Origin of the sequence: Streptomyces sp. SID486 (assembly GCF_009865385.1) — a bacterium.
GTDB lineage: Bacteria > Actinomycetota > Actinomycetes > Streptomycetales > Streptomycetaceae > Streptomyces.
On sequence record NZ_WWJT01000624.1, the window covers coordinates 1 to 3,670 of the forward strand.

Genomic DNA, 3,670 nt, shown 5'->3' on the forward strand with positions numbered 1-3,670 from the left:
CGGCCGCCGTGCTCGGGAGCGCGGGCCGGCCGCCGTGCTCGGGGGCGCGGGCCGTGGCGTGCGGCGACGCCCGGCCGCCCGCCGTGTCCGCCGGTCGGGGCACGGCGGGATGAGGCCCGGGGCGCGCTGCCGTAGCGTGAGGGAATGATCCGGTTCGAGCAGGTCACCAAGCGGTACCCGGACGGGACGACGGCCGTGGACGACCTCTCCTTCGAGGTGTCCGAGGGGGAGCTGGTCACTCTCGTCGGGCCGTCCGGCTGCGGCAAGACGACGACCATGATGATGGTGAACCGGCTCATCGAGCCGACCTCCGGCCGGATCCTGGTGGACGGCGAGGACATCGCGGCCGTCGACCCGGTGCAGCTGCGCCGCCGCATCGGCTACGTCATCCAGCAGGTCGGCCTCTTCCCCCACCGCACCGTCCTGGACAACACCGCGACCGTGCCCTCCTTGCTGGGCTGGAAGCGGGCGAAGGCGCGGGCCCGGGCGGCCGAGCTGCTGGAGCTGGTGGGGCTCGACCCGCACACGTACGGGCGGCGCTATCCGGAGCAGCTGTCCGGCGGGCAGCGGCAGCGGGTCGGCGTGGCCCGGGCGCTGGCCGCCGATCCGCCGGTGCTGCTGATGGACGAGCCGTTCGGCGCGGTCGACCCGGTGGTGCGCGAGCAGCTGCAGGACGAGTTCCTGCGCATGCAGGCCGCGGTGCGCAAGACGGTGCTGCTGGTCACGCACGACATCGAGGAAGCCGTCCGGCTCGGTGACCGCATCGCCGTCTACGGGGAGGGCCGTATCGAACAGTTCGACACGCCCGGCGCGGTGCTCGGGGCGCCCGCGAACGGGTACGTCGCCTCCTTCGTGGGCGCCGACCGCGGGCTGAAGCGGCTGTCGGTCACCGAGATCGAGCCGGACGACCTGGAGCAGCCGCCCGTGGCCCGGGTGGACGAGCCCGCCGAGCGGGCCGCGCGGCGGCTGCGCGCCGAGGGCGCGCGGTGGGCGGTGGTCCTGGACACGGGCGGCGACCTGCGCGGCTGGGTGGGCATCGACGAGCTGGCGGCGGGCGGTGCCGTCGGGGACCTGGTGCACCGGATGACCGCCTGGGTGCCGGTGGGCGCCCCGCTGAAGCAGGCGTTCGGGGTGATGCTCCAGCACGACGCCGGCTGGGTCGCCGTACTGGACGGCGCGCGGTTCCTCGGTGTGCTCACCCCGGCGAAGCTGCACGAGGCGCTGCGCCGTTCGGTGGACGCGGACGCGCAGGGTGTGGCGCGGGGGCAGGTCAGTTTCGACTCGGTGTCGGACGCCTGATCCGGTTCACTTCAGCAGGCCCTTGTCCTTCAGGTAGGCCCGGGCGACGTCGGCGGGCAGCCGGCGCCGGACATCGACCTGCTGGTTCAGCCGTGCGAGGTCCTCGGTCGTCAGGACGTCGTTGAGCTTGCCCAGCGCCTTCACCACGCGTGCGCTGCCCGCGCGGGAGCGGTTGACGACCGGGACGACGTAGTCGGCGTTCTGCAGATGCCGGTCGTCCGCCAGCAGGACCAGACCGAACCGGTCCAGGGTGGCGTCCGTGGTGGTGGTCAGCACCATCTGGTCCCGGCCGTCCTGCACGGCCAGTTTGGCCTGGGTGGTGCCGACGCCCTTGGGGTCGACCCCGGTGATGTCGATGCCGTACACCTTCTTCAGGCCGGGCGCGCAGTACGGCCGTTCCACGCACTCGTCACCGGCGGCGAGCCGCACCTTCAGCTTCGCGGCCCCCAGGTCGCTGAGGGTCCTGAGGCCGTGCGCGCGGGCGTAACCGGCGCTGACGGCGAAGGCGTTCTGGTCGACCGCGCGGCCGGGGGGAAGGACCGTGAGGCCGCGGGGTGCGGCGAGTTCGCGCAGAGCCTTCATGGTCGCGCCGAGATCGGGGGAGCCGACGGGTCTCGCGTCGGCGCCGTGCGTCTTGGCGTTGAGCCAGTCGGCGAACGTGGCCGCGTACTCCGGTACGACGTCGATCTGGCCGGACTCCAGGGCGGGTTCGTACAGCTCCCGGTTGGCGACCGTGAGGATAGAGGTGCGGTACCCGGCCTGGTCCAGCAGCTGCGCGTACATCTGGGCGAGCAGGTCGCTCTCGGTGAACCCGGCCGAGCCGACGGTGAGGTGGTGGCTGTCGCCGGGCGATGCGGTGACCGCGCCCCGGTTCTCCAGGGAGGGACCCGGGGAGCAGGCGGTGAGGGCGAGGAGCACGGCGGCTGACGCCCGGGCGCGGCCTCTCACCGGCCACCCCGGGCCCATCTCGGCGCCAGGCGTTCGGCGACCTCGAAGACCCCCTCGACGATCAGGGCGAACACGGCGACGAGGAGCGCGCCCGCGACCACCTGGGGGGTGCTGGCCAGGTTGAAGCCGGCGGTGATGATCCGGCCGAGGCCGCCGCCGCCCGCGAGCGCGGCGATGGTGGCGGTGGCGACGAGCTGGACGGCGGCGATCCGTACGCCGTTCAGCAGCAGCGGCAGTGCGAGGGGCAGCTCCACGCGGAACAGCACCTGCCGGCCCGTCATCCCCATCCCCCGGGCGGCCTGGACGACACCGCGGTCGACCTCGCGCATGCCGACGTAGGCGTTGGTCAGCAGGGGCGGCACGGCGAACAGGACCAGGGCGACCACCGTGGGTCCCTCGCCCCACCTGCCCACGGGGGTCAGCAGGAGCAGGACCAGGACGGCGAAGGTGGGCACGGCCCGGCCGACGTTGGACACGTTCACGGCGAGCGCGCCGCCCTTGCCGAGGTGGCCGAGGACGAGGGCGACGGGCAGGGCGATCAGGCAGCTGAGGACCAGGCAGACGACGGTGAGCAGGAGGTGCTGGAGCAGGCGGTGCCGGATGCCGTCGTCGCCCGGCCAGTGCGCGGGGTCGGTGAGCCAGTCCCAGCTCGCGGTGAGGGTGCTCATCCCCGGCCCGCCCTGGCCCAGGGCGTGATCAGCCGCTGCGCGCCGAGCAGGAGCAGGTCGGCGGCGACGGCGATCAGCACGCACAGCACGGACGCGGTGAGCACCTGGGCCTTGAAGTAGGTGTTCATGCCCGCGTAGATGAGGTTGCCGAGCCCGCCGAAGCCGACGATCGCACCGACCGTGACCAGGGAGACCGCCGAGACCGTGGCAATGCGCAGGCCGGCCATGGCGGCGGGCAGGGCGAGGGGGAGTTCCACGGTGAGCAGGAGGCGGACGGGGCCGTAGCCGAGGCCGCGTGCGGCCTGCCGGGTCTCCTCCGGGACCGCGCGCAGGCCCGCGAGGATGTTGCGCACCAGGAGGGTGAGCGAGTACAGCACCAGCCCGGCGACCACCAGGGTGGCCGAGAGGCCGTAGAGGGGCAGGAGCAGGGAGAACATCGCCAGCGACGGGATCGTGTAGAGGATCGTCGTCACGGCGAGGACGGGACCGGCCGCCCAGCCCCAGCGCCGGGCCGCCACCGCGAGCGGCAGCGCGATGACCAGGCCGATCAGGACGGACAGCAGCGTCAGCTGGAGGTGCTGGACCACCGCGTCGAGGAGGATCTGCCGACGCGTGCTCAGGTAGGCGCCGCAGATCCATTCGTTGCGCGCGAGGCAGTCGTCCGGGGGCGCGGTCACGGCTCCATTGCACCGGGCCGGGGGGCGGGTCGGCGCGCTGGGGTGACCCGTACGGGGGGGCGGGGCGGCGCGCCGGGT

4 protein-coding genes are annotated in these 3,670 nt (G+C 73.7%); 1 reads left to right on the forward strand and 3 read right to left on the reverse strand.

Annotated features, from left to right (window positions below; translation table 11 throughout):
- The first annotated feature begins 144 nt into the window (after positions 1-144).
- The gene (locus GT045_RS28860) at positions 145-1,299 is read left to right on the forward strand and encodes a betaine/proline/choline family ABC transporter ATP-binding protein (protein WP_161335984.1); all 1,155 of its coding nucleotides are present in this window, start codon (positions 145-147) and stop codon (positions 1,297-1,299) included.
- A 6-nt stretch (positions 1,300-1,305) separates the two neighbouring features.
- Here the strand turns inward: GT045_RS28860 and GT045_RS28865 are convergent, their stop codons facing one another.
- Genes GT045_RS28865 through GT045_RS28875 form a run of 3 tightly spaced genes read right to left on the reverse strand, consistent with a single transcriptional unit; the run spans position 1,306 to position 3,592 of the window.
- Complete coding sequence (locus GT045_RS28865; RefSeq protein WP_161335985.1) at positions 1,306-2,265, reverse strand: ABC transporter substrate-binding protein; 960 nt, start codon at positions 2,263-2,265, stop codon at positions 1,306-1,308.
- Positions 2,244-2,915 (reverse strand): ABC transporter permease subunit, encoded by a 672-nt coding sequence (locus tag GT045_RS28870; RefSeq protein WP_161335986.1) that lies wholly within the window; start codon positions 2,913-2,915, stop codon positions 2,244-2,246. The genes GT045_RS28865 and GT045_RS28870 overlap by 22 nt, the downstream gene beginning before the upstream one ends.
- Positions 2,912-3,592: an ABC transporter permease gene (locus GT045_RS28875; protein ID WP_161294706.1), complete on the reverse strand. Its 681-nt coding sequence runs from the start codon at positions 3,590-3,592 to the stop codon at positions 2,912-2,914. Before GT045_RS28875 ends, GT045_RS28870 begins: the two co-directional genes overlap by 4 nt.
- Positions 3,593-3,670: the final 78 nt, after the last annotated feature.

Coding starts and splice junctions, on each gene's coding strand:
- GT045_RS28860 (WP_161335984.1), top strand. CDS start 145: ATGATCCGGTTCGAGCAGGTCACCAAGCGGTACCCGGACGGGACGACG.
- GT045_RS28865 (WP_161335985.1), bottom strand. CDS start 2,265: ATGGGCCCGGGGTGGCCGGTGAGAGGCCGCGCCCGGGCGTCAGCCGCC.
- GT045_RS28870 (WP_161335986.1), bottom strand. CDS start 2,915: ATGAGCACCCTCACCGCGAGCTGGGACTGGCTCACCGACCCCGCGCAC.